This is a genomic window from Streptomyces lushanensis (genome assembly GCF_001700515.1).
GTDB lineage: Bacteria > Actinomycetota > Actinomycetes > Streptomycetales > Streptomycetaceae > Streptomyces > Streptomyces lushanensis.
On sequence record NZ_MAUD01000587.1, the window covers coordinates 1 to 419 of the forward strand.

Here is a 419-nt window from a genome sequence, read left to right on the forward strand (position 1 = left end):
GGCGATGACGGCGCCGACCGTCAGCGCGGTGATCACGGCCTCGCCGATCCCGATCAGCACATGGACGCCGACCATCGCGGTCAGCACCTTCCCGATCGGCACGTCCGTCGTCCCTCCGACGGCGTAGATACCGGTGAAGACGAGGGCCGCCGCCGGTACGGAGACCAGCGCGGCGACGAACGAGGAGACGGTCACGGAGCGGCGGGTGCGCGGCAGCACCGTGACCAGCCCGCGGAAGAGCGAGTACGAGACGACGGTCGTCACCACGCCCATGACGGTGATGTTCACACCGAGCGCGGTGAGCCCGCCGTCCGCGAAGAGGATGCCCTGCATCAGCAGGACGACGGAGATGCAGAGGACCCCGGTAAAGGGACCGACGAGTATCGCCGCCAGGGCTCCGCCCAGCAGATGGCCGCTCG

Annotated in this window: 1 protein-coding gene; it reads right to left on the reverse strand. The window is 69.5% G+C overall.

The window, feature by feature from the left end:
- A partial coding sequence (locus tag BFF77_RS37470) for an energy-coupling factor ABC transporter permease (RefSeq protein ID WP_245703956.1) occupies positions 1-419 on the reverse strand: 419 nt, incomplete at both ends.